This window comes from Streptomyces tendae (assembly GCF_014650435.1).
Taxonomy (GTDB): Bacteria; Actinomycetota; Actinomycetes; order Streptomycetales; family Streptomycetaceae; genus Streptomyces; species Streptomyces tendae.
Genome location: NZ_BMUY01000005.1, coordinates 416,924 through 443,605 on the forward strand (window position 1 = coordinate 416,924; position 26,682 = coordinate 443,605).

Here is a 26,682-nt window from a genome sequence, read left to right on the forward strand (position 1 = left end):
GGATGCGGGACCGCGCCCGCCGTCAGCACGTGTGCCGTGCGATTCGCCCCAGTGTGTCCACGTACGCCCGCAGCAGGGGCCCCGCGGGTCCGCGTGCGGGCAGGCGCGGGGCCCGGGAACGGTGCCACGGGAGCGGTTCGCCGGGTTCCGGCTCACCCAGCAGGGCCGCGGCCACGTGCGCGCCGTGCGCCACGGACAGGGCGAGTCCGTGCCCGCAGCAGCCGCCGATGTACCAGACGTCGTCGAAGCCCGGCACCGGCCCCACCACCGGCAGGTCGTCGCCCGTCATGCCGATGCGGCCGGACCAGCGGTGGGTGACCCGTACCCGGGCGAGGTCCGGATGCAGGGACCGCAGCCACCTCTCCAGCCAGGTCCAGGCACGCTCCCTGACGGCCTGGAGACGGGGAGCGCCCATACCCGCCGGGACCGTGGCGGTACCGCCGCCCGCCACCAGGCCCCGGTCCGGGAGCAGCCGGAAGTACGGCGCCATCGGGACGGCGTCGACGACGGAGTGCCCGGCGCGGCCGCCCAGGGACTCGTAGGCCGGGGCGCTCAGCGGTTCGGTGGCGACGGCGTAGACCTCGAGCGGCAGGACGGTGCCGACCGGCAGGTCCAGTGCCTGCGCGGCCGAGTTGACGGCCAGCACCGCCTGACCGGCGTAGAGCCTGCCGTGCGGGAGGACCAGCTCGGGGCCGACCAGATCGCCGGGGCGCAGGGCCAGCAGCGGGCTGCGGCCGTAGAACCGCACGCCCTTGTCGGCGCAGGCACGGGCGAGGGCGCAGGTCAGGGCGGCCGGGTCGAGGGTCGCGGCGGGGCGGTGCAGGAGCGCCGCCCGGTAGGGCACGCCGACCCGGTCGCGGATGCCGGCTGGGGAGAGGACCGGGACGTCCAGACCGAGTTCGCGGCAGGCGCGGGCCTGGCGGGCGAGTGCCACCAGGCCCGCGGACGACCGCGTGGCCATCAACTGCTCGCCGGACCGCAGCCCGCAGGGCACGTCGAGCCGGGCGCACAGGGCGAGGACGTCCCGCACCGCCCGCTCACTGGCCCGGTGCATCCTGCGCGCCGTCTGCGGGCCGAAGCGGCGCACCGCGTGGTCGACCGCGGGGCCGGCCCGGGGGCCCAGCAGACCGGTGCCCCGGCCGCTGGCGCCGGCGGCCGGGTGCTCGGCGTCCACCACCGCGATGTCGAGCCCGGGGGCACGCTCCGCCAGGTGGTAGGCGCAGGACAGCCCGGCCAGCCCGGCCCCGACGACGGCCACGTCCGCGGTGACCACGCCGTGCAACTGGGGCTGCGTCGGCAGTTCCGCGGGGTCCCAGTACGGCGTTCCGGCCGGCAGCCTGGTCATCCTGCGGCGTCCGGCACCGGCTCGGTCAGCACACCGAACCGGCGGTCGTGCCACAGCAGCGGGCGTCCACCGCCCACGTGCACGGCGGCCACCCGGCCGACGACGAGGTGGTGGTCGCCGTAGCGGCGTACGTCCTCGGTCAGGCACACCGACCAGGCGAGCGCGCCGGCCAGCACGGGAACACCCAGCACCTGTCGGGTGTCGGTCCCGGCGAACCGCTCCGCCGCGGTCGTGGTGGGGGACGCGAACCGGCCCGCGAGCTCCTGCTGTTCCTCGCGCAGCAGGTGCACGGCGAAGGCCCGGCGGGCGCGGACTGCGGCGAGGGTGCGGGAGCCGTCGCGCAGACAGGCAAGGAGCAGCGGCGGGCGGGCGGAGAGCGAGGTGACGGCTGACACCGTCATACCCAGCGGGCCGTCCTCGCCGCGGGCGGTCACGACGGTCACGCCGGCGGCCAGCTTGGCGTACATCCCGAGGCAACGGGCGGCGCCGGGTCCCGGTTCCTCGTGCAGCGGCTCCGCGCGCGGCGGGTCGGCGACCGGCGGCGGGGCGCCCGCGACGGCCGCCCGGTCAGTCACCAGCCGCAGCCGCGCGCTCATCGATCACCTCCGCGCCCGCAAGGCCCCGCAGCACGCGGGCGATGTTGGTCCGCAGGGTCGACTCGGCCACCGGGTCGAGGATCTCGGCCATGGACGGGATGCCGAGGTCGAAGGCCGCGGTGTAGACGACGAGCGTGCCGCCGTCCCGCGCTTCGCAGCGCCAGCTCCCCTCGAAGGCCTGGAAGTCGCCGCTGAGCTGTTCGAAGGCGATGGAGTACGTCTCGGGCGCGTAGGTGTCGCGTTCCCGCCACCGCATCAGGCCACCCCGGAACTCGACGGTCCAGTCCGAGACCGCGGAGCCGTCGGGCAGCGGAGGCTCGACGTGCACCTCGCGGAAGGTGTCGCTGTGCTCGGGATAGCGGCGGAAGTCGCTGATGCGGGCGTAGACGTCGGCGGGTGCCAGTCCGTCGGCGAGGGCGTGCAGGACCACGTGGCGCATGGGTCGTTCGGTTCCTTCCCGGAGGTCTTTTGGACGCTGGTGTCCGGAGCTGGTGTCCGGAGCTGTTGGCTGGCGCCGGCGCCAGGAGCCGGTGTCAGCCGGTCATACGGTCGGCGGTGCCGCGCAGGGCCGCGCCGAGGGTGGTGAGGAACAGGTCGAGCGCGGAGTCCTCGACCAGGGCCGGCGGGGTCAGCCGCAGCACCCGGGTGGAGTTGAGGGAGTTGTTGACGAGCACACCGCGGGAGATCAGTTCCAGCAGGAGTTCGCCGACCGCCTGTTCTTCGGCGAACTCGATGCCGATCAGCAGACCCCGGCCGCGCACTTCTCGGACCAGTCCGCCCTGGTACGGCGCGCACACCTCCCGTACGGCGGTGAGGATGCGCGGGCCGAGCGCGGCGGCCCGGGCCACGGTGTCCTCCTCCTCCATGGCCCGTACGGTGGCGAGGGCGGCGGCGCAGGCGATCGGCGAGGCGCCGAACGTGGAGGTGTGCAGGTAGGGGTCGCGGCTGAAGGGGGCGTATGCCTCCGCGGTGGCGACCATCGCGGCGACCGGTACGACACCGCCGCTGAGTCCCTTGCCGACGAGCAGCACGTCCGGACACACGTCCTCGGCGTCGACGCCCCACCAGGTGCCGAGCCGTCCCATGCCGGTCTGGATCTCGTCGACGACCAGCAGGGCGCCGTACGCCTGGCACAGCGCCCGCACCTGGCTGAGGTAGCCGGGGCGAGGGATGCGTACGCCGCCCTCGCCCTGGACGGGTTCGACGATGACGCAGGCCCGGTCGCGGTGGGCGGCCAGCGCCTGTTCGAGGTCGGCCGGGTCGTCGTAGGCCACCTGGGTGACGTCGGGGAGCAGGGGCTGGAACGGCGTCTGGTACGTGGCGTTGGCGGTGACGCTCAGCGCGCCGAGGGTCTTGCCGTGGAAGCCGCTGCGGGTGGTGATCACCGAGGTGAGTCCGTGGGCGCGGGCCAGTTTCAGGGCCGCCTCGGTGGCCTCGGCACCGGAGTTGACGAAGTGGACGTAGTCGAGGCCGGGCGGGGTGTGGGCGGCCAGGGCCTCGGCGGCCAGAGCGGCGACGGGTTCGAGGAGGACGCGGCTGGCCAGCGGGTGGGTGTCGATCTGCCGGTGCACCGCTTCGACGACGGCCGGGTGGCGGTGGCCCATGATGAAGACGCCGAAGCCGCCGAAGTCCAGGAAGCGGCGGCCGTCGTCGGTGTGGATCCAGACGCCCTCGGAGCGGACCTCGGCCATGCCGCCCATGACACGGCCCATCACGGCACGGCCGGAGCCGATGTGCTTGAGGTAGAGGTCCACGATGCCGGGCCGGTCGGTCGGCGCGGCGGTCCCGGCACGCGGGGTGGAGGACTCGGAGTCGGACCCGGTATTCCCGAGGCCGGAGGACGGGGCGGTGGTCCCGGTGGACGGGGGTGACATGGTCATGAAGCCACCTCCATGGGGGCGGTCGCGGCGGATCGGTACCGGCCGAGCAGGCCGGCCCTGTCCCCGGCCCAGCTCTCGGCGTTGCGCACGAGCGCGGCCCGGATGTCGGTCCGGGTCAGGCGGGTGCCGCAGTCGGGTTCGCCGAGGGAGGTGTCGAACGGCAGGTCCCGCTGGAACACCAGCAGCAGTTCCGCGTAGTACTCCAGGCGCCGCCGGAGGGACGCGGGCAGCGAGGTGCCCGCCGACATGGGCAGGAGCAGCCGGTGAACGGCATCGACGGGGATGAACCGGGGGCGCTGGGGCCGGGGCAGGCCGTGGCGTACGGCGACGTCCGCGCAGACGTCGGCGAACTCCCGCAGGCCGATGGCCTCCTTGCCGGCCGTCAGCCAGTACTCCCCGTCGGCCACACCACCCCGGACCAGGTCGCCGATGGCCCGCGAGACGTAGTCCCGGGGCACCATGTCGATCCGGATCTCGGGGGCTCCGGGCAGCACCGGGGCCTGCCCCAGGACCATCGAGCCGATCGTCTTGATCAGCCCCCGCTGACCGGCGGTCCGCCCGCTGACGGAGTCACCCATGACGACCGAGGGCCGGACGATGGCGCCGGGCACGCCCGCCTCGCGTGTCATCTGTTCGGCCCCGGCCTTGGAGTCGAGGTAGGCGGCTGCACCCGGGAAGCGCCGGCGGTCCTCCTCCGTGGGGGTGTTGGCGACGAACGCGGTACTCACCAGGTACAGCGGGGCGTCGGCCCGGGCCGCCAGGTCGAGCATGGTGTCGGCACCGCGCAGATTGGTGCGCGTGATGTCCTGTGGCGGGGTCCGCCAGTTGGTCTCGGCGCCGCAGTGCAGCACCACGTCCACCTCAAGGGCCAGTTCGTGCCAGGCCAGTGGGCTCAGGCCGAGCCTGGGAGCGACCAGGTCGCCCTGGAGCTCGCGCACCCGCGGATCGCGCAACGGTGTGTTGCGGCGCAGGCACAGCAGGTCGAAGTCGGGTGACAGCTCGTCGATCAGGGCACGTCCGAGCACTCCGGAACCGCCGGTGAGCAGCAGGGAGGGGCGGTCGAGCCGTTCCGTACGGCCGACGGGCAGGAGGGCGAGACGCTGGTTGTCTGACGGCATGGGGGATGTGTTCTCCCAACGGGTCTCGGCCCACCGATGGACGGTGGGGGGCGCGGTCAGGCGATGGCGAGCGGCCGGTCCGCCAGGTACGCGGAGAACGGGGCGGTCATCCGGGAGCGCGACGGCGGGTGCAGGGAGAGCCCGTTGGCGCAGGCGGCCAGGTGGCCCACCTCGTCGGACGTCATGAAGTTGAGGCCGCCGAGGAGCTCGACCGCGCGCGGGACGACTCGGGCGATGGCGTCCTGGACGCCGTAGCGCACGTACAACGCCTGTGCGAGCGCCGACTCGTCGAGGTCACCGGCGTCGATGCGCCGGGCGACGCCCTCGGCGGTGGCCATGGCGGCCTCGGTCTCGACGAAGAGGCGTACCCGCTCGTGCTCGGGGATGCGGTCGTTCAGCAGCACCCGCTCCACCAGCGCGCTCGCGGCGCCGAGGTAGCTGCCCGTCATCAGCGTCTGGAACCAGATGAGACCGGCCGTCTGAAGTTCGTCGAGCTGTTCACCGGAGGTCGTCCCGGTGCGCAGCAGGAGTTCCGGCGGGACGAGGACGTCGGTGAGCGTGACCTGTTCGCTCTCGGCCCCGGCGAGGAAGGCGCTGGACCAGAAGCCGCTGACGCTCATCCCCTCGCTCTCCGCGGGCACGACGGCTACGGCGAGTTCGTCGCCCTGACCGTCCTCGCGCGGGATCAGCACGCTGGCGGTGAGCACGTCCATGGAGTGGGCCAGGCTGCACGGCCGTTTGACGCCGTTGATCCGGACTCCGTCCGCGGTCACCGTGGCGGTCATCGACGGGTCGAGGATGCCCGCGCCGCTGCGGCCCTCGGCGAAGCCGGAGGCGATCAAGCGGTTGGACGAGGCCACGCCCTCGATCAGCATCCACTCCAAGCCGTCGCCGAGGCCGCCGATCGCGACAAGGGTGGCCATCGAGAAGTGATGCATGGTGGTGGCCACGGCCAGCGACGGCGAGCGGCTGCCGATGGCCCGCTGCACGCGCAGGGCGTCGAGCGCGGTGGCGCCCCGGCCCTGGTGGGCCTCGGGGACGAGCAGTCCTGGACCGCCGCTGTCCCGGAAGTGCCGGATGCCCTGGCTGCCCGGCCGCTCCAGTTCCATCAGCGGGGTCTCGCGCAGGGCGGGGTCCAGTTCGGGCAGCAGCTTCGCGAGGGTGGCGCGTTCACGCTCTAGGAATCTCATGGGCGTGCGGTCCTCCAGGGTGGGATGCATACGGAATCGGCGCGGCACTAGCGCGGCCGTGGACGCGGTGGCTCAGAGGGCGTTGGTGGCGCGCAGCAGCTGCCAGACCGCGCCGGGGCGGGGCCTGCCGCGGAAGGCGATGTACTCCGGCAGGACCACGTGCGGGGCCCACTTCTGCTTGTACTCGAGCTGGGAGGCCGCCGGGTAGATCACGTCGCCGCGCTCCGCCAGGAGGCGGGCGAGCCGAGTGAACATACGGCTGGCACCGGGTAGTTCGTGCTCCGGGTCGAGCCCGGTGAACGGGGTGAAGCCGAAGTGCAGCCAGCCCGCTCCTTCGGCGGTCAGCCGTTCCATGACGGTGGCGTTGAGCGCCTCCATCACGCCGGGCGGAGCGTCGGGGCGGCGCCGGCTCAGGTCGTGCAGCCAGCCGGAGCGGCTGCCGTAGACCGGCGAGTAGTTGATGTAGCCGGCCGTCTCGCCGTCGATCCGGCCGACGAACAGCCGGCGGTGCCGCTGCAGGCTCCCGTCTCGCTGGCCGACGAGGAAGCGCAGCTCCTTGACGTGCCGGCCCTTGTCCCGCAGCCAGTACTGGTCGATCCGGTCCAGTTCGGCGCAGTCGTCGCCGGCCATGACCTCGGCGACCTCCAGGCCCGCCCGCCGGGCGCGCGAGATCTTGTTCCGCAGCCGGACGAAGCGTGAGCCGCGCAGCGTGAAACGGCTCAGGTCGACCGCGTACGACGCTCCGAGCTGGTTGACCGTGAAGCCGTGCGCCGCGTACAGCTCGGCGTCCGCCCGCTGCAGTTGCACGGCGACCAGACGGCGGCCGGCGTGGGCGGCGAACGCGTCCAGCAGGCGGGCACGGTGTTCCGGCGCGGTGAACGGGCCGCCGAATTGCAGTACGTAGCGGCCCGAGGTGCGATAGGCGCAGGCGCCGTCGAACCCGCCGTCGTGGAAGTACGCGTTCCCGCTGTTGAGGGCGAGAAAGGAACTGGGGTTGTCGCTGTGCGCGGCGAGTGTGTCAAGCACGGAGGGCATCGGCGTCCTCCACGGAAGTCCGCACGGCGGCGCTTTCACCGGAATCCGCCGCCGAGTGGTACCGCTGCTCGAACCTGCGGAACTCCGGGGTGGTTTCCGGCTCGAAGGCGACACCGAAGGGTTTGAGGGAGTTCCCGAAGAGGGCCCGGTCGACCATGAGGTGGATCGGGAGGGCCAGCAGGGCCCATTCCGGCCGGACGAACAGCGCCCACGCCCCGGCCAGGAGACCCGCCGTGACCAGGCTGTGCATCGTGTTGTAGGCCACGTAGAAGCCTCGCGGAACGTGTCCGTCCGGGCTGCGCCGGAAGGCGATCGCGCCGGGCAGGTATCCGACGACGTCGATCACCGCGAACAGCAGCACGAAGACGGCCCAGCGGATTTCCGTGAGGTGCTGGAATGCGAGCACGAGCGATACGGCGAGAAAGCCCAGCCATTCGAGTCGGGAGAGAGCGAAGGTGGTCTTCGTCTCGAAACGGTTCTTGGCGTCCACGGGCGCTCCTGGATTGCGCGTACGATTCCGGGGCGTGGCCTCGGCCTGCCCCCTCGCTGTGGTCTGTCACTCCTGTTTACGCACCAGCGGGTCCAACCCCTCGTAAAGTGGAGGCGATTGAGAAGACGTGGTGCAGACGTGATGTTCGGGGGGCTTCTTTGATGACGCCGTCGACCGGCCCGGGCGGCCCTCCTGGCGGCCCTCCTGGCTCCGCCGCCGGCAGCGCGGCCTGGGAGTTGCTGCTGCCCGCCGCCTCGGCACCGGCACGCGCGCGTGGCCGGGCGTTGCAGGGGGCGCTGCGGGACGCGGTCCGCTCGGGCCGGCTCGCGCCGGGCACCCGTCTCCCGTCCAGCCGGGATTTGGCGGCCGACCTCAAGGTGTCGCGGGGGCTGGTGACGGAGGCATACGAGCAGCTGACGGCCGAGGGCTATCTGCGCAGCGGGCGGGGCGCGGGGACGTGGGTGGGGGACGCCGTACGGGCCGCCCGTCCGCGCGCGCGTGATCTCGCCCCGCGCTCCCCCGCCGACCGTGTCGACTTCGTGCCGGGGACACCGGATCTGTCGCTCTTCCCGCGCTCGGCGTGGGCCGCCGCGCAGCGGGGCGTGCTGACGGAGCTGCCGCACGAGAGCCTCGGCTACCCCGACCCGCGCGGGCTGCCCCGGCTGCGGACCGCCCTGGCCGAGTTGCTCGCGCGGCGCCGGGGCGTGGTGGCCGACCCGGAACGGATCATGGTGGTCTCCGGCGTGGCGCAGGCCACCTCGCTGCTGGCGAGCGTCCTCCACGCGCGCGGGACGCGCACCGCCGGTGTCGAGGACCCCGGCAGCCCCCAGCACCACGCCCTGTACGCCGCGGCGGGCCTCGGCACCGCGCCCCTCCCCCTGGACGACGAGGGCCTCGCCATGGGCCCGCTGTACGCGTCGGGCGTCCGGCTCGTGGTGACGACACCGGCCCACCAGTTCCCCACGGGGATCGCCTACTCGGCGCGGCGGCGCGCCGAACTGCTCGACTGGGCACGGTCCGTGGACGGCCTCGTCCTGGAGGACGACTACGACGGCGACTTCCGCTACGACCGTGCTCCCGTGGGCGCGCTCCAGGGGCTCGATCCGGAACGCGTCGCCTACACGGGCTCGGTGAGCAAGTCCCTGGCGCCGGGGCTGCGGCTGGGCTGGCTGCTGGTGCCCGACTGGCTGGCCGACGCCGTCGTCGAGCGCAAGCGCACCACGGATCTCGGGCATCCGACGCTCGACCAGGCACTCTTCGCCCGCTTCGTGGAGCGCGGCGACTACGACCGCCAACTGCGCGTCTGTCAGCGCGCCTACCGTGAGCGGCGCGACACCCTGGTGGCCGCGCTGACCGAGCACTTCCCCGGCTCACGGGTCACCGGCATCGCCGCCGGCCTGCACGCCATCGCCACGCTTCCCGAGCGGTACGGGCCCGAGGAGGGGTTCCTCGCGCGCGTGACGGAGGCGGGCGTCGCGGTTCGCCCGTTGACGGCATACGCGCACGGTGGTGCCGGGGGCGGACCGGTGGGCGGTGGACCGGTGGGCGACGGTCCGGTGGGCGACGGTCCGGTGGCAGGGAAGGAGGTGCGGCTGGTGCTGGGCTACGCGCATCTGACACCGGGACGGATCCGGGCGGGGGTCGCGCGGATGGCACGGGCCGTGTGAGGCGGCACGGGGCCGTGTGACGTGGCACCCGCCGCGGGCGGGCGACGGACTGCGCGGGGCGCCCCGGGCCCCCAGGGTGTCCGGGCCCCCGGGGCGTCCGGGTTGTTCACCCGCAATTTCCGTGGGCGCCGCGCGGTGCCAGTAGGTCTGGCTCTGCACACTGGCTCGAACCCTGGCCCGAACACCGGCCGGATCCCGTCCCTGGAGGCGTATCCATGTCACACCGTCCGTTGCCCGGCCGCCGCAGCGTGCTGCGCGGTTCGCTCGCCGCGTCGGCCGCCCTGACCCTGCCCACCGCCCTGGGGGCGGCGCCGGCGTTCGCCCGATCGGGGCGGCCGGGGGCCGGCTGGGGCGTGCAGACGGGAGACGTGACCTCCCACTCCGGCCTGGTCTGGGTGCGGTCCGACCGGCCGGCCCGGATGATCGTCGAGACGTCGGCGACCGAGTCGTTCCGCCACCCGCACCGGTGGCACGGCCCGCTGCTCGGCAGCGACACCGACTTCACCGGCACCACCCGGCTGCGCGGCCTGCCGCCCGGCGAGCAGATCCACTACCGCGTGCTCCTCGCCGACCCGGACGACCCGCGCCGCACGGGCGAGCCGGTCACCGGCACCTTCCGCACCGTGCCGGTCCGCCGCCGCGAGGGCGTGCGTTTCGTGTGGTCCGGCGATCTCGCCGGGCAGGGCTGGGGCATCAACCCGGACCTCGGCGGCTACCGCATCTACGACGCCATGGGTGCCCTGGACCCGGACTTCTTCCTGTGCAGCGGCGACAACATCTACGCCGACGGCCCCATCACCGAGACGGCCGCCCTGCCGGACGGCGGCACCTGGCGGAACATCACGACCGAGGAGAAGTCCAAGGTCGCCGAGACCCTCGCCGAGTTCCGCGGCAACTTCCGCTACAACCTGCTCGACGAGAACCTGCGGCGCTTCAACGCGCGGGTTCCGTCGATCATCCAGTGGGACGACCACGAGGTCCGCAACAACTGGTACCCGGGCCAGGTGGTCGCGGACACGGACGACCGGTACACGGAGAAGAGCGTCGACGTCCTGGCCGCCCGCGCCCGGCGCGCGTTCAGCGAGTACTTCCCGATCTCCACCCTGCGCCCCGGCGCGCGCGAGGGGCGTGTGCACCGGGTGCTGCGCCAGGGCCCGCTGCTCGACGTGTTCGTGCTGGACATGCGGACGTACCGCAACGCCAACTCCCCCGGCGAACAGACCGTGGACCCGCAGGGCATCCTGGGCCGCGAGCAGTTGGAGTGGCTCAAGCGGGAGCTGGCGCGGTCGCGTGCGGTGTGGAAGGTCATCGCGGCGGACATGCCGATCGGGCTCGTCGTGCCGGACGCCACCGAGGGCGCGCCCAACATCGAGGCGATCGCGCAGGGCGACCCCGGCGCACCCCTGGGGCGCGAGCTGCAGATCGCCGAGCTGCTGCGCTTCGTCAAGCACCGCCGGATCACCGGCACGGTGTGGCTGACGGCGGACGTGCACCACACCTCGGCCCAGCACTACCAGCCCTCGCGGGCCGCGTTCGACGACTTCGAGCCGTTCTGGGAGTTCGTGTCCGGGCCGCTCAACGCGGGCGCGTTCCCGGCCAGCGCGCTGGACGGCACCTTCGGTCCCGAGCGGGTCTTCGTGAAGGCGCCGACCGCCTCGAACGTCTCGCCCGCGGGCGGCTACCAGTTCTTCGGCGAGGTCGACATCGACGGCGACAGCGCCGAGATGACGGTGCGGCTGCGCGAGCAGGACGGCACGGTGCTGTTCACGAAGGTGCTGCGGCCGGGTCGGGTGGGCCAGTAGCCCAGTAGCCGGTCCCGTAGCCTGTCGGGAGTGCCGCGCGCCGGCGTCATCCCCCGGTGCGCGGCCCCGCGTCCTCGTGGGGCGTCGCCTGATCCAACTTCCTGGTCTCCGTGGCTGTTTCCGCAGGTCGGAGCGATTGTCAGTGGGCGCCTCTACGGTTTTTCCATGACGCGATCTTTGCAGGCCGTGGCCTATCGACGACCCTCCGTGCTGGAATCCGCGGCGAGCGGGCAGCGCCTGGGGCTGGAGACCTCCCGGGGTGCGACACCCGCCGGTGCCGTGGCGCATCCGCGGTTCTTCGCGGGTTTCCTGACGTCGCCCCAGAAGGCGTCCGCGGCGCTGCTCGCGGTGGCCGACGTGGCCGCCGCACGGTACTTCCAGCCGCAGTTGCGGGCCTCGCTGGACCCGGTGGTGACGGCCGGCGGCGACCGGCTCCGTTTCGAGTCCTTCTCCGGCTGCGGCGGGGTCTACGCCCGCATGGACGTGCTGGAGTCCGGTCTCGACGGAGGCGAGGTCGGGCACGGCACGACGAACGTCGACGTCAACAACCCCTTGCGCGAGGCCCTGTCCCGGATCGGCGCCGACGACCCGCTGCACCTGCGGGTCGGCCCCGAGGAGCTGGCCGTGACCACGCTGGACGGGCCGGTGGTGGAGAAGAAGGTGCCGCTGCCGGACCGGTGGCTGCGCGGCTTCGCCGAGGCCCAGGTCATAGCGGCCGGCTTCGACCTGCGGGCCGAACTGGACGCCGCCGAGGCGGTGCGCTTCCTGCGTGCGTTGCCCCGCGGCGGCCGGAGCGGGGCGCCGGGACTCCGGTGGGTGGTGCCGTCCGGGCGTTCGCTGCGGCCGACGACGCGTGCGGTGCCCGGCGCGGTGTGCCTGCCAGGACCGGAGCGGCTGGTCGCGCTGCAACGCGTGCTGCGGCACGCCACGGCCCTGCGGGTCTACGGTCCGGCCCTCGCTCCGGGAGCCGCCGCCACGGCCTCCGCCTGGGAGGTGCTCCTGCCCGGCATGCGCCTCACCCTCACCCTGTCCCCCGACGCCTCGCGAGGGTTCTCCGGAGAGGGCGGGGTGCTCGACGCGCTCGCCACCGACGAGGCCGCCGAGGACGCCGAGTTGGTCTCGGTGCTCCTCGCCTGGGAGCCGCGGATCGACATCGCCGACCTGGCCGCGGCCTCGGGCCTGACCGCGGAGCGGGTGCGTGCGGCCCTGGTCCGGCTCGGCACGTCGGGGCGGGTCGGGTACGACACCGCGGAGGCGGCCTACTTCCACCGGGAGCTGCCGTACGACGCCGAGCGGGTGGAGCGTCACAATGCGCGGTTGCGTTCGGCCCGCGCGCTGGTTGCGGCGGGCGCGGTCGCCCTGGACGGGGCGATCGGGACGGTCACGGCCGAGGACGGCCATGTGCACCGGGTGCGCGAGGAGGCGGGGGTGCTCTCGTGCAGCTGCCTGTGGTGGGCCAGGTACCGGGGCGGGCGCGGTCCGTGCAAGCACGCGCTGGCGGTACGGATGGTGCGGCGGGGCGCCGGCGAGGCGCGGGAGACGGTTCGGATCGACGGGGGTGCGCGATGACGGCGACGGTGACGACTGCGACCGCGGCTGCGGCTGCGGCTGCAACTGGGACCGCGACCGCGACTGCGGACACGACGGGGCTGCTGGTGGGCGCGGTGCGCGCGGGTCGGACGGCGGAGGTCGTGGCGCTGCTCGACGGCATGACCGACGCACAGCGGCGCTCCTGTTTCCCCGAGTTGAAGGCCGTCCGCCAGGAGCTGAGGACGGCCCGCTGGTCCGCGGAGTCCCGCCGTGCCCACCCCGCGCTGCACGCGGCCGGGGCGGCGTGCCAGACCGGCGCCGCGGCCGTGGCGAACTGGCTCGCGGCCGTCGACATGCGCTGGTCGCAGGCGTCACCGGCCGTCCTGCTGCACGTGCTGGGCGACCGCGATCGCGGGTGGCTGGCCGACGTGGTGCACCGGCTCGCCCAGCGACCGGCCACGTCCAACGTGTCGTACGAGCTGATGGCCGGCCTGGTGCGGCTGTCCGGCTGCCCGGTGCCCACGACGGATGCCTACGTCCGGGGCTGGCTGCTCCACATCGGCGGGAGCTGGCAGCGGGCCGGCACGGTCTGCGACCGTCTGCGCCAGGACCCGCACCTCGCGGAGCTGGTCGCCGCCCTCTTCCGGACCGAGGGCGTCGGCGCTCAGCTGGGATGGCTGTCCGGCGACGGACCCGAGAGCTGGACCAGTGCCCTGGCACGGCTGACCACCGAGGGCGCGCTCGACCGCCGGGCCATGATCGACGCGTGCGTGGCACGGCTGCTGCGCGGGGGCGCACCGGCCGAACTCCGGGTGTTCCTGCGCCTGCTGCGCGATCTGGCGCTCTCCCGCGAGGAGGAGCGCGGGCGGACGGCCGACTGGACGGCGCTCGCCTCGGACGCGATACCGACGGTGGCCTCCCACGCCCAGTCGGTGCTGGGCGCCCTGGCCCTGGCCGGAGAGCTCCCGCCGCGGCAGTTGGCGGAGGCGACCGACGCGGTGCTGTTCCGCACGGAGAAGAAGCTCGTGCGGGCCCAGCTCATACTGCTCGGCAAGGTACTCGCCAAAGACCCGGCCGCGGCCGACGAGTTGCTGCCGGCGGCTGCCCGGGCGTTCGGGCACGAGGACTCCGACGCGCAGGAGCGGGCACTGAAGCTGGTCGAGCGGCACGTCGGCAAGGTCACCGCGGCGGAGATCCGGGAGGAACTCGCCGGTGCTGCGGAGCAGTTGATCCCGGCGCTGCGCGCCCGGGCGGTGCGCACCCTGGGTGCGACGCCGACGGACGTCCGGACCGTGTCCCACGAGGAAGTGCTGCCTCCCCCGCCGCAGTCGGTGCGCCTGGCCCCCGCTGCCGCGTCGGTGGTCGAAGCCGCCGAGGAGATCAGCGCGTTGCTGGCCTCCGGCAGTGACGTGCCCGCGTTCGAGCGCGCCCTGGACGGGCTGGTCCGGCATGCCCACCGGGACCGGGATGCCCTGCTGGAGGCTCTCGAACCGGTGGTCGCCCGCCGCTGGTGGGCCGAAGCGGAGCTGCGGTACGGCCACCCGTCGGACGACTTCTTCGCTCGCCGTCACGAGCTGTTCGACGGCGCGCGCGCCTTCGACCTCCTCCTCGCGACCTTGTGCGGGAAGGTCCGGACGGACACCTTGCACCGGGTGGTCCACGACGGGTTGACGAACTCCGGCTGTGCGCACAACTCCCTGGCCCGCGCCTTCGAGGCCCGCGTGTGGGAGGTGGCCCACCGGCTGCGCACCGACCCCCAGCCGTTCCTGCTGGCCACGCCCAGCTGGGGCACGGGCCTGCTCGATCCGGACACGTTGGTGGACCGCCTGGACGCCTACCGCCGCGCGGGCGCCCGGGTCGCGGCGGTCGACTTCGGCCAGGCGTTGCTGCGGGTGCGGCGGGACGACCGCACGGCGGCGCTCGCGGCGGCGGAACGGGCGGCGGCGCTGGGGACCGAGGAGGGGGATCGGCTCGCGCGCCGGTTGACCGCCGAGCGGACCGACCCTTGCGCCACCCGGTGGACGGCGGACGCCCGGATCCTGGTGGAACTGGGTGAGGTGCCCGACCTCCAGACCGAGGAGCTCCCCGCCGCCCTGCGACTGTTGGGGCGTCCGGTGAGCCCGGGCTCGAGCCACTGGTACTGCAGCCACTGGGGCGGCGGGATGCGCTCGCACTGGTTCGCCCTGCTGCCCGAGCGGCCGGAGCTGGTGGCCGCACGGCTGCTGCGGGACGTGTCCGAGGTGGCCGTGAACGACCAGCGGGGCGCCGCCGCCGCGGTGCTGCCCCGGCTCGCCGACGCGGACGGTGAGGCGGGCGAGGCCGTGCATCTGTGCGTGGCGTACGGGTTGGGCGCGCGGCACGCCGAGGACCGGCTCGCCGCGGTGGACGCCCTGCTGATACTGGCGGCCCGGGGCCGGCTCCGCGCCGACCGGCTGGGCGCCGACCTCGGCCAGTTGGTGCGGCGCGGCGCGGTCAGGCCGGCCCGGCTCGCCGACGCGGTGCGCACCTCCGCGGCGACGGGTGCGAACGCCACCGTGTGGGCGGTCCTCCGTCACGTGCTGCCCGTGCTGCTGGCGGACCTCGCCACCGGCGCGTCGACGCCCTCGACCCGGGGCCTCGGTGAGCTGCTGGCGGTGGCGGCCGAGTGCGCCGAGCGGACGGGCGCACGGGGTGTGCTGCCGCACCTGTCGTCGGTGGCGGACCGGCGCGGCACGTCACGGCTGGTGACGCAGGCGCGGCGGCTGCGGGACGCGCTGGCGGCGGCAGCCGCCGCCTGACGGCACACCGACCCGAAAGGACACAAAGCACCCTAGAAGCCTTCTTTACCCATCGGTCACAGAGCGTTCGTGATCACGCAACACCGTTCCTTCACAGTGGGTGCATGAGTCGAGACATGTCTGATGTGACGGATGCCGTGGCGCACTTCGCCGAGCACGGCACGGCGGTGCCCGCCCTGGTGCTGGCCTCGCTGGCGGCACTGATCGCCACGGCGGGTTTCCGCACCCGGTGGTCACGACGCCACGGGCAGGCACCGCCTGCGGACGATACCGGCGCCCGGCCACCGACCACCGAGCGGACGGCCGGGACCGGACCGACCGGGCGCGAGACGACCGGATCCGAGCCGGGCGGGTCCGAGCACGGCGGTGAGAGCGCGCTGTGGCGGATGCGGACGACGGTGCGGGACGCGCCGGGATCACTGGCCGTGCTCTGCGCGGCCCTCGCCGAGCGGCGGATCGACATCCTGAGCCTGCAGACGCACCCGTTGGCCGAGGGCACGGTGGACGAGTTCCTGCTCCGCGCCCCGGGTGAGCTGAGCGGGACCGAGCTGGCCGACCTGGTGACGGCGGCGGGCGGTGCCCGGACCTGGACCGAGCGGGCGGACGCCCACGACCTGGTGGACGCGCCGACCCGGGTGCTGGCCCTGGCCGCGCGTACGGCCCTGGACGCTGCGGAACTACCGTTGGCACTGCGGCAGTTGCTGGGCAGGTGCACCATCAGGTCGCTGCCCGCGACCGGCGGGGCACGGACCGGGGCGCGGGCGGCACAGGAGGTACCGCCGGAGGGCACGCTCGAGGACACGGTGCTGCGGCTGCGCGCCCCGGAGGGCGGGGTGATCAGCGTGGAGCGCCCCCATCTGCCGTTCACCCCGGCCGAGTTCGCCAGGGCGAGGGCGCTGGTCGAGCTGGACGCCCGGCTCGGTCCCCGTATCCCGCACGCCCGGGACGTGCTGACCCTGACCGAGGGGAGCGACATCACGGTCCGCCGGGTCGACACGCGTGACGTTCCGGCGGCGAAGGCGATGCACGAGCGCTGCTCGGCGCGCACGCTCGGGCTGCGGTACCACGGTCCGGTCGGGGACGCCGACCGGTATCTCAACCACCTGCTCAGCCCCCGCTTCGGCCGCACCCTCGCCGCGCAGACCGCGTCGGGGCGGATCGTCGCGCTCGGCCATCTGCTGTGGGACGGGGACGAGACGGAGGTCGCGCTGCTGGTCGAGGACGGCTGGCAGCGCCGGGGCATCGGCGGCGAACTCCTCGGCCGGCTCGTGGCGATGGCGGCGGAGACCGGTTGCGAGAGCGTGTACGCGGTCACCCAGGCGTCCAACACCGGCATGGTCGCCGCGATGCGCGGCCTGGGCCTCCCCCTCGACTACCAGATCGAGGAGGGGACCCTGGTCGTCACGGCGCGACTCGACCCGGTCGCCCGGTCCGGGGCGCCGCTGCCGCACGGGGAGCGGATCGGCCGGGAGTGAAGGGCGGCGGGCGTGGTGCGCCGGTCGCCGGTCACTCGGTCCGCGCCAACGCCTCCCCCAGCGGGACGGCCCCGGCCGCCCGCTCCCCCAGGGCCCGGTCCAGGTCGGCCCACAGGTCGTCGACGTCCTCCAGGCCGACCGACAGCCGCAGCAGCCGGTCACCGACCCCGGCCTGCCGCCGGTCGTCCGCGTCCACGATGCGGTGGCTGATGGACGCCGGATGCTGGATGAGCGTGTCGACGCTGCCGAGGCTCACCGCCGGGGTGATCAGCCGGACCCCGCCGATGACCTCGTGCGGGTCGCCGTGGACCTCGAAGGAGACCATCGCGCCGCCGATGCGCGGATAGTGGACGCGGGCCACCCGCGGGTCGGCGGCCAGCCGCCCGGCCAGCTCGGCGGCGTTGGCGGAGGCGGCCCGTACCCGGACCGGCAGCGTGGACAGTCCCCGCAGCAGCAGATATCCGGCCAGCGGGTGCAGCACTCCGCCGGTGGCGAAGCGGACCTGCCGCAGCCGCCCGGCGAACTCCTCGTCGCAGGCGACCACACCGGCCAGCACGTCCCCGTGCCCGCCGAGGTACTTGGTGGCGCTGTGCAGCACCAGCCGGGCGCCGTGTTCGGCGGGGCGCTGGAGCACGGGTGTGGCGAAGGTGTTGTCCACGAGCAGCGGCACCGACCCGCAGGCGTGGGCGACGGCCCGCAGGTCGACCTCGGCCAGCGTCGGGTTGGCGGGCGACTCCACGAGGACCAGGCCGGTGTCCGGGCGCAGCGCGTCCGCGACGCCCGCCGGGTCGGTCCAGGTGACCTCGGACCCGAGCAGCCCGGCGGTCAGCAGGTGGTCGCTGCAGCCGTACAGGGGCCGTACGGCGACGACGTGCCGCAGCCCCATCGAGCCGCGGACCAGCAGGACCGCGCTCAGGGCGGCCATGCCGCTGGCGAAGGCGACGGCGGCCTCGGTCCCCTCCAGCCGGGCCAGCGCCGTCTCGAAGCGGGCGACGGTCGGGTTGCCGAGGCGGCCGTAGACCGGCGGCCCGTCCGGCTCGGCGCCGTCGGCGGCGAACGCGTCGATGCGGGCGGCCTCGCCTCGGCTGTCGTACGACGGGTAGGTCGTGGACAGGTCGATGGGCGGGGCGTGCAGTCCCTGGGCGGCGAGGTCGTCACGGCCGGCGTGCACGGCTTCGGTGGCCAGTGCCCTGCCCGTGGGTGCGGTGGTGCGTACGTCGTCGGGTGGTGACGTGTGCGTGCGCGCTGAGTCCATGGCCGGAAGGGTGAACACCGAACGGGTCGACGCGGCCGTACTCCGTGCTACGTTCGGGCCATGGCCGACTCCGTCGTACTGGATCCGGTGGATCTCCATCTGCTGCGGCTGCTGCAGAACGACGCCCGGACCACCTACCGCGATCTCGCCGCCCAGGTGGGAGTCGCCCCGTCGACCTGTCTGGACCGGGTGGCCCGGTTGCGGCGGGCCGGGGTGATCCTCGGCCACCGGCTGGAGCTGGACCCGGCGAAGCTGGGGCGCGGCCTCCAGGCGTTGCTGCTGGTGCAGGTGCGCCCGCACCGGCGGGAGCTGGTCGGACCGTTCGTGGAGCGGATCCGGGCGCTGCCCGAGTCGCGCACCGTCTTCCACCTCACCGGCCCGGACGACTACCTCGTGCATGTCGCGGTCGCGGACATGACGGATCTGCAGCGGCTGGTCCTGGACGAGTTCACGTCCCGGCGGGAGGTGGCCCGGGTCGAGACCCGGCTGATCTTCCAGCAGTGGGAGTGCGGCCCCCTGCTGCCCCCGGCCGCACCCGCGACGACATCGGCAGGCGCTCCTCCCCCGGCCACGCCCTGAGCGAAATCCGGCCGCCCGCGCGTTCGGGCACGGTCCACCGGGCTGACGCGGCACCGGTATCCGTATGAGGATGTCCGCATGTCAGAGACCAAGAGCCCGCTGCCCCGCGAGGTCGCCGACGCCTACGTCGACGAGCTCATCGCCCTCGACCCCGTCACCGGTACCTATCTCGGCGTCGCGGAGAGTTCCAGCCGTCTGCCCGACCTCTCACCCGCCGGGCAGGAGGCCCTCGCGGAGCTGGCCCGCACCACCCTCGCCCGGCTGGACGAGGCGGAGCGCCGGCCGGGCGGGGACAGCGACGTGGAGCGGCGTTGCGCCCGGCTGCTGCGTGAGCGGCTCACCGCGGAACTGGCGGTGCACGAGGCCGACGAGGGTCTGCGTTCGGTCGGCAACATGGGCACCGCCGCCCATTCGGTGCGCGAGGTCTTCACCCTCACCCCGACCGGCACCGACGAGGACTGGGGCCGGATCGCCGAGCGGCTGCGGGCGGTGCCGGCGGCGTTCGCGGGCTACCGCGCGTCCCTGTCCCTGGGTCTGGAGCGCGAGCTGTTCGCTGCGCCGCGGCCGACCGCGACGTTCATCGAGCAGCTCGGCGAGTGGGCGGACACCGGCGAGGGACGCGGCTGGTTCGAGGACTTCGCCGCCGACGGCCCCGAGGCGCTGCGTGCGGAGCTGGACGAGGCCGCCCGGGGTGCGACCGCCGCCGTGGCGGAACTGCGCGACTGGATGCGCAACGTGTACGCCCCGGCCATCGAGGGCGCCCCGAACACGGTCGGCCGGGAGCGCTACGCCCGCTGGTCGCGCTACTACAACGGTACGGACCTGGACCTGGACGAGGCGTACGCCTACGGCTGGTCCGAGTACCACCGCCTGCTGGCCGAGATGAAGACGGAGGCCGAGAAGATCCTTCCGGGCGCCGAGACGCCGTGGGTGGCCCTGGCGCACCTGGACGAGCACGGCAAGCACATCGAGGGCGTCGACGAGGTCCGCGACTGGCTGCAGGGCCTGATGGACCAGGCCATCGAGCAGTTGGACGGCACGCACTTCGAACTCGCCGAGCGGGTACGGCGGGTGGAGTCCCGCATCGCGCCGCCCGGCAGCGCGGCGGCGCCGTACTACACCTCGCCGTCGGAGGACTTCTCGCGTCCCGGCCGCACCTGGCTGCCGACGATGGGCCAGACCCGGTTCCCGGTGTACGACCTGGTGTCGACCTGGTACCACGAGGGCGTCCCGGGCCACCACCTCCAGCTCGCCCAGTGGACGCACGTGGCGGACGACCTCTCCCGCTACCAGGCTTCGGTCGGCATGGTCAGCGCCAACGCCGAGGGCTGGGCGCTGTACGCGGAGCGGCTGATGGACGAGTTGGGTTACCTCACCGACGCGGAGCAGCGCCTGGGCTACCTGGACGCGCAGATGATGCGGGCCGCCCGCGTCATCGTGGACATCGGCATGCACCTGGAGCTGGAGATCCCGGCGGACTCGCCGTTCCACCCGGGTGAGCGCTGGACGCCGAAGCTGGCGCAGGAGTTCTTCGGGGCGCACAGCAGCCGCCCGGCGGACTTCGTGGAGAGCGAGCTGACCCGGTACCTGACGATCCCGGGCCAGGCGATCGGCTACAAGCTCGGCGAGCGGGCGTGGCTGCTGGGCCGGGAGAAGGCCGGTGAGCGGCACGGCGACTCCTTCGACCTCAAGGCGTGGCACATGGCGGCCCTCTCCCAGGGCTCGCTGGGCCTGGACGACCTGGTGGACGAACTGTCGCGGCTGTGACGCCCGCGGCGGCCCGGTCGCCTCACCGTCTGAAGCCGCCCTCCGAGTCGATGACCTGACCGGTGACCCACTCCGCCTCGTCCGTGGCCAGCCACGCGATGAGGCGGGCCGGGTCGTCGGGCATGCCCCAGCGTCCGCCGGGGAACCGCGCGGCGACGGCGTCGTAGTCGTCGCCGGTCAGGTAATCGGTGTCCACGGGTCCGGGGTTGACCGCGTTCACGGTGACGGCGTGCTCGGCGAGGGTCGTCGCCAGGGAGCGCGTGACGGAGGCGAGCGCGCCCTTCTGGAGGGCGTACGCGATCTCGCCGGGCATGCCGCCCGCGATGTCCTGGCCGGAGGTCATCATCACGACGCGTCCGCCGGGGGTGCGCGGCGGCAGCGCGGCGCGGCGGCGGGCGTGGGCCTGGACCAGCAGCAGCACCGAGCGGGTGTCGACCTGCCAGTGGGCGTCGAGCATCGCCGCGTCCACGGTGTCGAGGGTGCCGTCGGACCCGCTGAGCGCGTGGTTGGCGACGAGGATGTCCAGCCGTCCGCCGAGCGCCGCGGCGGCGGTGGCGACGAGTTCGCCGGGGGCGTCGGGCCGGGTGAGGTCGCCGGGGCCCGCGTGCACGGCGGCGGCCGGGTCGCCGAGCGCGGCCCGTACGGAGGCGGCCACCCGCCGTCGACCTCGCAGGCCCGGTCGTAGTCGGAGTCCGTCTCCTCGCCGTCGGCGCCGGTCCAGAACGGCAGGACCGTCTCCGGGACCGCGATCAGCGGACCTCCGCCCGACTCGACCCACTCCACCGCGCCCGGCTCCGCGTATCGCACCATGCGGCAGAACCTACACGCCGCTCAGCAACCGCAGTCGGCCGCGTCCACCGGAACGGTCAGGGGGTCGGCGGCGCGGCGCTCGGCACCCTGCCAGGTCTCGAACTCGAAGCCCTCGCGCACCCAGTACTCGAAGCCGCCGAGCATCTCCTTGACCGGGTACCCGAGTTCGGCGAGGGCGAGGGCGGCGCGCGTCGCGCCGTTGCACGCGGGTCCCCAGCAGTAGGTCACCACCGGCACGGCGGGGTCGAGGAGTTCCTCCGCCCGCTCGGGGACGAGGGCGGTGGGGAGGTGGACGGCGCCCGGCACGTGGCCCTGGTCCCAGGACTCGGTGGAGCGGCAGTCGACGAGCACGAACCCCGGGTCGCCGCCGGCGGCGAGCGCGTCGGCGACGTCGGAGACGTCGGTGTGGAAGGCGAGGCTCGCCCGGAAGTACGCGGCGGCCTCGGCGGGCAGTGCGGGGGCGGTCCGCAGAACGGGGTTGACGTGTCCGACGGGGATGGTGGTGACGCTCATGGTTCGGCCTCTCCTCGGTGGCATGGTTCGGCTTCTCCTCGGTGGCATGGTCCGGCTTCTCCTCAGTGGATCTTCCAGCCAGAAATCTATGGCCCGCACCGTCACGCCTGAAGGGGGATTCACCGGCCCATACCTTGCCCGACCGGGAAATCCCTGCTATCCATCCCGGATGACCGAGTATTCCCCGGACGCCACCGACTGGCGCATCCTCGACGCACTCCAGCGGGACGGCCGGGCCAGCTTCGCCGAACTGGCCCGGGCCGTGTCGATGTCCGCGAGCGCGGTGACGGAGCGCGTGCGGCGGCTGGAGGAGGCGGGGATCATCCAGGGGTACGCGGCGGTCGTCGACCCCGAGCGGCTGGGGTTGCCGATCCTGGCGTTCGTGCGGCTGCGCTACCCGGTCGCCAACTACAAGCCGTTCCACGACCTGGTCGCGGTCACGCCGGAGATCCTGGAGGCGCACCACGTCACGGGGGACGACTGCTTCGTGATCAAGGTGGCGGCCCGTTCGATGCGGCACCTGGAGGAAGTGTCCGGCCGGATCAGCGCCCTGGGCTCGGTCACCACGAGCGTGGTCTACTCCTCACCGCTCCCCCGCCGCCCGTTGGGCCGCTGACACCGGCCCCGACGCGCTCAGCCGGCGCCCCGCTGCCGCAGTACCGACCCCGACCGCCCCTTCACGACCTCCAGTTGGGCGTGGATGCGGCGGCGCAGGTCGGGGACGTGGCTGACGATGCCGACGCTGCGGTCCCGCTCGCGCAGTGCGTCCAGGACGTCGAGGACTTCGTCGAGGGTCTGGTCGTCGAGGCTGCCGAAGCCCTCGTCGATGAAGAGGGTGTCCAGGCGGACCCCGCCGGCCTCGTCGGTGACCACGTCGGCGAGGCCGAGCGCGAGGGCGAGCGAGGCGAAGAACGTCTCGCCGCCGGACAGCGTGGCCGTGTCGCGTTCGCGGCCGGTCCAGGCATCGACGACGTGCAGGCCGAGGCCGCTGCGGCCGCGGCCGCTGCGATCGTCGGAGTGGACGAGGGTGTAGCGGCCGGAGGACATGCGCAGCAGACGGGCGGTGGCCGCGGCGGCGACCTGTTCGAGGCGGGCGGCCAGTACGTACGACTCCAGGCGCATCCGGCGTTCGTTGTCCGCCGAGGTGCCCGCGGCGAGGGAGGCGAGGCGGGCGACGCGGGTGTGCTCCTCGCGCAGCGGGGCGAGCCGGCGCACCGAGGCGCTGGCGTGCGCGGACAGCCGGTCCAGTTCGGCGCGGCACCGGTCGGCGGCGTCGCGGGCCGAGGACGCCTCGCGCAGGCGTCGGTCCGCGTCGGCGGCCGCCTGTTCCGCCGCCGTGAGGTCGGCCGGCGGTCGGCGGGCCGCGTCGGCGGTGTCGGCCTCGGCGAGGACCGCGCGGACGGCGGCGTCCTCCGTCTGCCAGGCGTCGAGCCGCCGTTGCAGCTCGCGGTGGGCGGTGTCGTCGAGCAGGGCGGCGGCCGCGTCCGCCGGGGTGTCGAAACCGGCCCGGAAGGCGGCGTCGGCGAGCCGGGCGTCGGCGTCCTTGAGCCGCTGGGCGGTGTCCTCGGCGGCGCGGGCGGTGTCCGCGGCGTCCGTGAGCAGCGCGGCCCGGCGCTCCAGCTGTGCCGCCCGCGCCGTCACGCTCTCGGCGGCGCCCCGGGCTAGCGTCAACTCCTCTTCCAGTAGGGCCTGTTCGCGCTCCAGCCGGTCCCGGCCCGCAACCCGGGAGGCGGACCGGACGGCGGCCTGCTGCTGGGCGGCGACACGCTGCTCGCGTTCGCCTTCGGCCCGCCGCAGCTCCTCCTGCGCGGCGTGCAGGCCGGAGGCGGCCGCCCGCGCCCGCGTGTACGCCCCGTCCAGTTCCTCGGCCTCTTCGGCAAGTTGGGCGGTGGGCGTGTCCCCGGCTTCCGCCGTGGCGGCGGCGAGCGCCTCCCGTACGGTGCCCAGGTGACGCTCGGCCTGCGCGCGCAGCTCGTCGGCGGTCTGGTAGGCGGTGAGGGCGCGCTCCTCGGCCTCGCGGTCGACGTGCCCGGCGGTCTTGCGGGCGGGCGCGGGGTGCTGGGTGGCGCCGCACACCGCGCAGGGTGTGCCGTCCGTGAGGTTCGAGGCGAGCTCGGCGGCGATGCCGTGCAGGCGCTGTTCCTTGAGGTCGAGCCAGTGGGCGCGGGCCTCGACGGCGTCCTCCGCGGCGGCGAGCGCCCGCTGCCGGGCCGCTTCGGTGTCGTCGGTGAGCCGGTCCCGTTGCCGGGCGGCCGTCAGCCTGCGCCGCGCCGGATCGCGCTGTACGGCGAGCTGTTCGGCGCGGGTGGTGGCCTCCTGTGCGGAGTCGACGCGGCTCTGGAGCCCGGCGCGGACGGTCTCCCAGTCGGCGAGCCAGGTCTCCGCCTCCTGCCGGACCTCCTCGTCGGCGCGTTCCTGGCGGTCGAGACCGGCCCGCTCCTCGACCAGTGCGGCGAGGCGGCGTTCGGCGCGTCTGGCGGACTCGAGGCCGCCCAGTTCCTCGGCGGCCCGGCGGGCGGCGGCGGCCAGTGGGGCGGCACCCGCGTCGGCCAGGGCCTGCGGCAGCAGGGCACGGGCGCGTGCCTCCGCGGCCGCCGCCCTGCGGTGCTCGCTGTCGGCGACGTCCCGCAGCTCCAGGGCGGGGGCCACCGCCTCGGCCTTGCGGGCCCGCTCCATGCGCTCCTGGGCGGCCCGGTGGGCGTCGGACCGCTCCGCCAGCCGTGCGGCCCGCTCCCGTGCCTCGGCGAACCGGCGTTGCAGCCGGTCGAGTTCGCGGGCGTCGGCCAGCTCGCGGCCGGTGGCGGCCCCGGCGGACTCGGCGGCGGTGAGCCGGCGGTCGGCGATCGTGAGCAGCTCGCGGGCGGTGGCGCGGGCGACGGCGGCGGCTTCGAGGACCGCCTCGGCCAGTCCCGGTTCACCCGGTGCCAACTCCGGCAGCTCCATGGTGTCACCGGCGGCCTGCTGCATCCGGTGGGCGTCGGCCAGCAGGGCAGCGTCGCCCTCGCGGACCTGGGCCTCGGTGGCGCGGCGCCGTTCGGCGAGGCGTTTCTCGACCTCGGCGAACCTCCGGGTGTCGAAGAGCCGGCCGAGGAGCTTGCCGCGCGCTTCCGCGTCGGCGCGCAGGAAGCGGGCGAAGTCGCCCTGGGGCAGCAGCACCACCTGGCAGAACTGCTCGCGGCTCATGCCGAGCAGCTGGGTGATCTCCTCGCCGATCTCCTGGTGGGAGCGGCTGAGGTCCTTCCAGGCGCGGGTCGTCGGGTCGTACTCGCGCAGCCAGGTCTGCGCCTTGTCGACGGTGGTGCCCTTGCCGCGGAGCTTCAAGCGCTCCCAGGGCGGCTGCCGGGTGATCTCCAACCGGCGTCCGGCCACGGTCAGTTCCAGGCGCACCTCGGTGCGGGTGCCGGGGGCCGCGTGGTCGCTGCGCAGCGTCATTCCCTGACCGCTGCCCTGCCGGGCGCCCGGCACGGATCCGTACAGGGCGTAGCAGACGGCGTCGAGTACGGAGGTCTTGCCGGCGCCGGTGGGACCGTGCAGCAGGAACAGCCCGGCGGCGGACAGGTCGTCGAAGTCGACGCTCTGCGAGGCGCCGAAGGGTCCGAAGGCGGTGATGTCCAGCCGGTGCAGCCTCACCGGGCCACCTCCCGCACGGTCTCGTCCGCGCGTACGGCGTCGAAGGCGTCCCGCAGCACGCTCCGCTCGCGGTCGTCGGGCCCGGCGCCGCGCACATGGGTCACGAAGTCCTCCGCGATCTGCTGGTCGCTGCGGTCGGCGAGGCGCCGGGCGTAGGACACGCCGGGCTCGTCGGGGGCGCGCTCGGGGTCGAAGACGAGGCTCAGCGTGTGCGGGAACCGCTCCGCGATCCGGGCCATGGGCTCGTCCGGGCGGACCGGGTCGGTGAGGGTCGCCTCGACCCACGCGTCCTCGTGCGCGGCCAGCTCCGGGTCGGCGAGCAGGTCCTCCAGCCGGCCGCGCAGCCGGGCCAGCGGGCGCGGCACCGGGCAGTCGACGCGCTCGGCGGTGACCGCACCCGCCGCGTCCAGGTCGACGAGCCACATGCTCTTGCGGTGCCGGTGCTCGGAGAAGGAGTACGGCAGCGGGGAGCCGGAGTAGCGGACGCGCTCGGTGAGGGTCTGGCAGCCGTGCAGGTGCCCCAGCGCCACGTAGTCGACGCCGTCGAAGACGCCGGAGGGCACGGCGGCGACCCCGCCGACGGTGATGTCCCGCTCGCTGTCGCTCTGCTCGCCGCCGGTGACGAAGGCGTGCGCGAGGACGACGGAGCGGGTGCCTCGCGCGCGCGTGGCGAGGTCGGCGCGCACCCGGTCCATGGCGGCGGCGAGCACGGCCTCGTGCCCCGCCTTCTCGACCCCGAACTCGTCCCTGACGAGTGCCGGTTCGAGATACGGCAGCCCGTAGAAGGCCACGTCCCCGTGGGCGTCGGACAGCACCACGGGCGTGTCACAGCCCGCCGGGTCGGTGCGCAGGTGGATGCCGGCCCGGTCGATGAGCCCGGCGCCGACCCCGAGACGGCGGGCCGAGTCGTGGTTCCCGGAGATCATCACCGTGGGCACGCCGAGGTCGGCGAGGCGGTGCAGCGCGTCGTCGAACAGCTCGACGGCCGCGAGTGGCGGTACCGCCCGGTCGTACACGTCCCCCGACACGACCACGGCGTCGACGGCGCGCTCACGCACGGTCTCGACGAGGTGGCCGACGAACCCCGCCTGGGCGCCGAGCATGTTCACCCGGTGGAACGCCCGGCCGAGGTGCCAGTCGGAAGTGTGCAGCAGTCGCATGATCCCCGAGACTAACGGCAGGGTCCGACAGCCCGGGCGGTAACTCCCGTTTCGCACCGACCG

General features: G+C 74.2%; 21 protein-coding genes and 1 pseudogene. 8 read left to right on the forward strand and 14 right to left on the reverse strand.

Annotation, left to right across the window (positions count from 1 at the left end; all coding sequences use genetic code 11):
- Positions 1–22 precede the first annotated feature (22 nt).
- The 8 genes from IE258_RS16720 to IE258_RS16755 form a co-directional block, all read right to left on the reverse strand.
- Positions 23–1,345 (reverse strand): NAD(P)/FAD-dependent oxidoreductase, encoded by a 1,323-nt coding sequence (locus IE258_RS16720; RefSeq protein ID WP_189744227.1) that lies wholly within the window; start codon positions 1,343–1,345, stop codon positions 23–25.
- Positions 1,342–1,941 (reverse strand): flavin reductase family protein, encoded by a 600-nt coding sequence (locus tag IE258_RS16725; RefSeq protein ID WP_174855018.1) that lies wholly within the window; start codon positions 1,939–1,941, stop codon positions 1,342–1,344. The genes IE258_RS16720 and IE258_RS16725 overlap by 4 nt, the downstream gene beginning before the upstream one ends.
- Positions 1,913–2,380, reverse strand: coding sequence for an aromatase/cyclase (locus tag IE258_RS16730; protein ID WP_189744229.1), 468 nt, complete (start codon positions 2,378–2,380; stop codon positions 1,913–1,915). Before IE258_RS16730 ends, IE258_RS16725 begins: the two co-directional genes overlap by 29 nt.
- Positions 2,381–2,474: 94 nt before the next feature.
- A complete protein-coding gene (locus IE258_RS16735) occupies positions 2,475–3,821 on the reverse strand; it encodes an aspartate aminotransferase family protein (protein WP_189744231.1) in 1,347 nt (448 codons plus the stop codon).
- Positions 3,818–4,939, reverse strand: a complete 1,122-nt coding sequence (locus IE258_RS16740; RefSeq protein WP_189744233.1) for an SDR family oxidoreductase — start codon at positions 4,937–4,939, stop codon at positions 3,818–3,820. The genes IE258_RS16735 and IE258_RS16740 overlap by 4 nt, the downstream gene beginning before the upstream one ends.
- Before the next feature lie 56 nt (positions 4,940–4,995).
- Entirely contained in the window at positions 4,996–6,129 is a 1,134-nt protein-coding gene (locus tag IE258_RS16745; protein ID WP_189744235.1) for an acyl-CoA dehydrogenase family protein, read from the reverse strand.
- Between the two features lie 72 nt (positions 6,130–6,201).
- On the reverse strand, positions 6,202–7,164 hold the full coding sequence (locus tag IE258_RS16750) for a bifunctional lysylphosphatidylglycerol flippase/synthetase MprF (RefSeq protein ID WP_189744238.1): 963 nt from the start codon (positions 7,162–7,164) through the stop codon (positions 6,202–6,204).
- Positions 7,148–7,654 (reverse strand): hypothetical protein, encoded by a 507-nt coding sequence (locus IE258_RS16755; protein ID WP_189744240.1) that lies wholly within the window; start codon positions 7,652–7,654, stop codon positions 7,148–7,150. The genes IE258_RS16750 and IE258_RS16755 overlap by 17 nt, the downstream gene beginning before the upstream one ends.
- Before the next feature lie 161 nt (positions 7,655–7,815).
- Between IE258_RS16755 and pdxR the strand changes: the two genes are divergently transcribed.
- The 5 genes from pdxR (at position 7,816) to IE258_RS16780 (ending at position 16,905) form a co-directional block, all read left to right on the forward strand.
- Complete coding sequence (pdxR, locus tag IE258_RS16760) at positions 7,816–9,321, forward strand: MocR-like pyridoxine biosynthesis transcription factor PdxR (protein ID WP_189744241.1); 1,506 nt, start codon at positions 7,816–7,818, stop codon at positions 9,319–9,321.
- A 215-nt stretch (positions 9,322–9,536) separates the two neighbouring features.
- Positions 9,537–11,123, forward strand: coding sequence for an alkaline phosphatase D family protein (locus IE258_RS16765; protein ID WP_189744243.1), 1,587 nt, complete (start codon positions 9,537–9,539; stop codon positions 11,121–11,123).
- Between the two features lie 165 nt (positions 11,124–11,288).
- Positions 11,289–12,692, forward strand: a complete 1,404-nt coding sequence (locus tag IE258_RS16770) for an SWIM zinc finger family protein (RefSeq protein WP_189744245.1) — start codon at positions 11,289–11,291, stop codon at positions 12,690–12,692.
- Positions 12,689–15,430, forward strand: a complete 2,742-nt coding sequence (locus tag IE258_RS16775) for a DUF7824 domain-containing protein (protein ID WP_189744247.1) — start codon at positions 12,689–12,691, stop codon at positions 15,428–15,430. Before IE258_RS16770 ends, IE258_RS16775 begins: the two co-directional genes overlap by 4 nt.
- A gap of 116 nt (positions 15,431–15,546) precedes the next feature.
- Positions 15,547–16,905: a GNAT family N-acetyltransferase gene (locus IE258_RS16780; RefSeq protein WP_189744435.1), complete on the forward strand. Its 1,359-nt coding sequence runs from the start codon at positions 15,547–15,549 to the stop codon at positions 16,903–16,905.
- A gap of 31 nt (positions 16,906–16,936) precedes the next feature.
- Here IE258_RS16780 and IE258_RS16785 read toward each other — a convergent pair whose 3' ends face one another.
- Complete coding sequence (locus IE258_RS16785) at positions 16,937–18,160, reverse strand: trans-sulfuration enzyme family protein (RefSeq protein WP_189744249.1); 1,224 nt, start codon at positions 18,158–18,160, stop codon at positions 16,937–16,939.
- Positions 18,161–18,220: 60 nt separating this feature from the next.
- Here IE258_RS16785 and IE258_RS16790 point away from each other — a divergent pair, with 60 nt between their 5' ends.
- On the forward strand, positions 18,221–18,739 hold the full coding sequence (locus tag IE258_RS16790; RefSeq protein ID WP_159324763.1) for an Lrp/AsnC family transcriptional regulator: 519 nt from the start codon (positions 18,221–18,223) through the stop codon (positions 18,737–18,739).
- Between the two features lie 78 nt (positions 18,740–18,817).
- Entirely contained in the window at positions 18,818–20,506 is a 1,689-nt protein-coding gene (locus tag IE258_RS16795) for a DUF885 domain-containing protein (protein ID WP_189744250.1), read from the forward strand.
- Positions 20,507–20,528: 22 nt separating this feature from the next.
- On the opposite strand, the gene IE258_RS16800 is transcribed toward IE258_RS16795, so the two are convergent.
- From IE258_RS16800 to IE258_RS16810, 3 genes and pseudogenes are all read right to left on the reverse strand, one after another.
- Positions 20,529–21,179 carry an SDR family oxidoreductase gene (locus IE258_RS16800; RefSeq protein ID WP_189744437.1) on the reverse strand — a complete coding sequence of 217 codons (651 nt, stop codon included), beginning with the start codon at positions 21,177–21,179 and terminating at the stop codon, positions 20,529–20,531.
- Positions 21,180–21,220: 41 nt separating this feature from the next.
- Positions 21,221–21,316 (reverse strand): annotated as a pseudogene (locus tag IE258_RS42035) (Imm21 family immunity protein); the annotation flags it as partial.
- A gap of 21 nt (positions 21,317–21,337) precedes the next feature.
- The gene (locus tag IE258_RS16810; RefSeq protein WP_189744252.1) at positions 21,338–21,829 is read right to left on the reverse strand and encodes a rhodanese-like domain-containing protein; all 492 of its coding nucleotides are present in this window, start codon (positions 21,827–21,829) and stop codon (positions 21,338–21,340) included.
- 169 nt (positions 21,830–21,998) lie between these two features.
- On the opposite strand from IE258_RS16810, the gene IE258_RS16815 reads away from it, so the two are divergent.
- Entirely contained in the window at positions 21,999–22,445 is a 447-nt protein-coding gene (locus tag IE258_RS16815; protein ID WP_087810552.1) for an Lrp/AsnC family transcriptional regulator, read from the forward strand.
- A 17-nt stretch (positions 22,446–22,462) separates the two neighbouring features.
- Here IE258_RS16815 and IE258_RS16820 read toward each other — a convergent pair whose 3' ends face one another.
- Complete coding sequence (locus IE258_RS16820; RefSeq protein WP_189744254.1) at positions 22,463–25,459, reverse strand: AAA family ATPase; 2,997 nt, start codon at positions 25,457–25,459, stop codon at positions 22,463–22,465.
- Entirely contained in the window at positions 25,456–26,619 is a 1,164-nt protein-coding gene (locus tag IE258_RS16825; RefSeq protein ID WP_189744256.1) for an exonuclease SbcCD subunit D, read from the reverse strand. Before IE258_RS16825 ends, IE258_RS16820 begins: the two co-directional genes overlap by 4 nt.
- Positions 26,620–26,682 lie beyond the last annotated feature (63 nt).